The sequence below is a fragment of the Desulfobotulus sp. genome, assembly GCF_034006065.1.
Taxonomy (GTDB): Bacteria; Desulfobacterota; Desulfobacteria; order Desulfobacterales; family ASO4-4; genus Desulfobotulus.
The window spans coordinates 1-3,348 of record NZ_JAVETM010000104.1; the positions used below are offsets into that span (position 1 = coordinate 1).

The 3,348-nt window shown below is 57.8% G+C and carries 3 protein-coding genes; all 3 read right to left on the minus strand.

What is annotated here, in order from left to right:
* Positions 1–44: 44 nt before the first annotated feature.
* The gene (locus tag RBR60_RS16480) at positions 45–626 is read right to left on the minus strand and encodes a hypothetical protein (RefSeq protein ID WP_320358831.1); all 582 of its coding nucleotides are present in this window, start codon (positions 624–626) and stop codon (positions 45–47) included.
* 949 nt (positions 627–1,575) lie between these two features.
* Positions 1,576–2,016 carry a hypothetical protein gene (locus RBR60_RS16485; RefSeq protein ID WP_320358833.1) on the minus strand — a complete coding sequence of 147 codons (441 nt, stop codon included), beginning with the start codon at positions 2,014–2,016 and terminating at the stop codon, positions 1,576–1,578.
* A 360-nt stretch (positions 2,017–2,376) separates the two neighbouring features.
* A partial coding sequence (locus tag RBR60_RS16490) for a phage/plasmid primase, P4 family (protein ID WP_320358835.1) occupies positions 2,377–3,348 on the minus strand: 972 nt, incomplete at its 5' end.

Genomic DNA, 3,348 nt, shown 5'->3' on the forward strand with positions numbered 1-3,348 from the left:
TCTCCGGCATCCATGGGGGGATGGGCTGCTGCATTTCCATGGGGTCATCCTTCTTCCAGAAACTCTTTTTCTTCGTCCGCGTACTTCAGCTCAAAGGCTTCCGTGCGGGATAGCCGGTGCATCATGGCATCCCACTCCTGACGCAGCAGATCCCGGCCAAGGTTGGCCTTGGAACCGTCTCCGCCCACCATGCGGGCGATGTCCGGCATGAGCCGGTCCATGAGCTGCTTGGCCGAGGTGTCGAGAACCTGAAGGAGGCCCACCAGCATCTGATCCACCTCACTTCTGTCCACGAGTTTTTTTCTTTCCCGTGCCAGCTGAAGGGCCACCATCTCCCTTTTCTGGGCCATCAGCTCCAGCGCCAGAGCCCGCTTGGCGGCGTTGTCCTTTTCCAGCTGACGGGCGGCGGTGATGGGGCTGCCGCCGTCGGTCTTTTCCAGCTCGCATCTGGCCACATAGGCCAGAACTTCCGTTTCCGTAATGGGCTGACCCTTTTTGTAGCGGATCAGCCCGCTTTTCTGGTCCTGATAGAGCTTGGTCTTTTCGATGGAAAAGCCCTCTCCCTGCAAAAACCGCAGGACGTCCATCAGGGTCTTGAACTCCCTTTCAGGCGGGGTCTCCTCCATCCCTTCTCCTTCCATGAATCCTGAATCCAAAAACCTGCGCGAGGCCCCTTCAGGCGGGAACCTTTGTGCGCTCCTTCCGGCTTCTTCAGCCGAGTATCCGCCAGCCCAATGGCTGGACTTTTTTTCTTTGTGAACGACAGGCCCCTCCAGCGGGTACCTTTGCGCTCCCGACCGACCCCAATGGGCCGGGTACTGCCGCCAGCCCAATGGCTGGACTTTTTTTCTTTGTGAACGACAGGTCCCTGTAAGCGGGTACCTTTGCGTTCCCGACCGACCCCGATGGGCCGGGTACTGCCGCCAGCCCAATGGCTGGACTTTTTTTCTTGTGAACGACAGGCCCCTGTAGGCGGGTACCTTTGCGCTCCCGACCGACCCCCATGGGCCGGGTACTGACTGCCAGCCCAATGGCTGGACTTTTTTTCTTTGTGAACGACAGGCCCCTTTAAGCGGGTACCTTTGCGTTCCCGACCGACCCCAATGGGCCGGGTACTGCCGCCAGCCCAGTGGCTGGACTTTTTCTTGTGAACGACAGGCCCCTGTAAGCGGGTACCTTTGCGTTCCCGACCGACCCCAATGGGCCGGGTACTGCCGCCAGCCCAGTGGCTGGACTTTTTTTTGTGAACGACAGGCCCCTCCAGCGGGTACCTTTGCGCTCCTGACCGACCCCCATGGGCCGGGTACTGACTGCCAGCCCAATGGCTGGACTTTTTTTCTTGTGAACGACAGGCCCCTTTAAGCGGGTACCTTTGCGCTCCCGACCGACCCCGATGGGCCGGGTACTGCCGCCAGCCCAATGGCTGGACTTTCTTCGTGCGCGAGGCCCCTCCAGCGGGTACCTTTTTTGCGCACTTTCCGGCGGGTTTTAAGGGTTTGGGCTGCTGGCCCCTAAGGCGGGAACTCTTTTTGCCGCGTCAATTCCATGACGGAATCCCCTAAAAACCCTCCGGAATCACAGACTTTTCCGTTTTCCGTTCCGTTTTCGGTTTTCACTGTGCGCAAGCTTCGCGCCTCCGCGCCCCGTGGAGGGCTGGGGGCCGGGTAGTACCTTGGCCGGTTCGAAAACAAACACATCACCAACCGGCAGGGCAAAAGCCCCGTTTTCCAGCAGGGATTCCAGGTCCGGACGCGCCATTGTGACCAGTGCCACGGCGTTCCGGAAAAACTCCCAGCGGGTCGTCTCTATGGGCGAGACGCCTGGCCGGGCCTGGATACAGAGATTACCGGATCGGTCCTGAACCAGTCGGATGCCGGATTCCGGCCAGCTCCGGAGATGGGAAGAAAGGGCCACCACAGGCGGGCTGTCCTGCCAGCGCAGCAACTGGGGTGTTTGGATTTCCCTTTCATGGATTCTCATCTCCGGGAACTTTTCAAGAAGACTGGGTCGCGTCATTTTTCAGCAATCTCCGGTGTTTCTTCTCTTTTGGGTCGCATAGGGGCCGCATAAAATCCATAACTGCTTTTTCTGAAACCAAGTTAAATCAGTAAATTAAGCCTAGTGGGTCGCATGGGCCGCATGGATTTCCATTGAAACAGCTCCGGCGGCTAAACGATACCCGTCCCCACCCTGTCCGCATGCGCGCGTACGCGTAAGGAGTTGGATTCCATGCGACCCACGCGACCCACCCCAGATAACATGCTGATTTCCATGCTTTTTCTGAGAGGCCCAAAGTGACCACCATGCGGCCCACACGCGGCCCACATGTGACCCATTGGAAGGGTCGTCCTTTTTTCTGAAGGGGGTGCGGGGGAATCAGTTCGGGTCATGGACCACCCCCTTGTACACTCTTTCCCGACTCAGGCCCGAGCGGCGGCGTGACACCATGAGAGATGGCACTACTATTTTGAGTTCACGGGTAAAGTGATTGAGATTCATAGGCCCAAAACCGCACTTGCCGCAGAACTCCCTGTACTTGTCGTAGAGGGCGATCTGGCTGACTTCCATGCTTTCCCCTTCGTAAACCGGCGCTACCCTGCAACAGTCCGATACAAAGCCTAAAACGGGGTTGTTCTCGTATCTGTATTCCATGAGGGTGCGCCGCATGTCCGCAGAATCCGTAAAATCCTTTTGCCTTCGCAAGCGGTCCAGCCCGACAAGCGCCCAGGCGAAGATCCCCGGAAGTTCGGCCATGAGTTTTTCCTGTAAATGTAAATCCCTGTCTGCGCCTTTAAACTGCTTTTTGAACGCGATGGTCAGAAGGCGGCGGTAAAAACCATCGGTATTGTCCAAAACCCGCAGCCAGCGGTTACAGGCGAACACCAGCTTGCAGCGGGGTTTGAATTCAAAGGGATCTTTGTTCTTGAAGGCGGCGGAGATCATGTCGCCGCTCACAATGGCCTTGAAAAAGCCGGATGTGAAGGCCTTGCCCTCGGTCTCCGTGGAGGTGTTCAGCAGCTTGCCAAAGAGGGTGGCGCGGTAAAACTGATCTTCCAGATCCGTCATGTTGACGGCGGAGCAGTTTTTCTCCCCCACCAGCGCCTGAAGAACGGCAATGAACTTGGATTTCCCGTCCGAGCCCCGGCCATAGAGCAGTAGGGCCTTTTCCATGAAAACTTCCTGGGTGAGGCAATACCCCGCCCACTCCTGGGCCACGCGGATGCTGTGCTCATCCTGAATGGTTTCTTCGAGAAAGCGCAGCCAGCGGTCACAGGTGGCTTTGGGGAGAAAGGGCACACCCAGCATGTGGGTGGCGTAGAACTCCCGCTTGTGGGGCATAAGGTCGTA

What these genes read in the sequence shown, in the direction of transcription:
- RBR60_RS16480 (WP_320358831.1), bottom strand. Translation starts at nt 626, where the DNA reads ATGGAGGAGACCCCGCCTGAAAGGGAGTTCAAGACCCTGATGGACGTC.
- RBR60_RS16485 (WP_320358833.1), bottom strand. Translation starts at nt 2,016, where the DNA reads ATGACGCGACCCAGTCTTCTTGAAAAGTTCCCGGAGATGAGAATCCAT.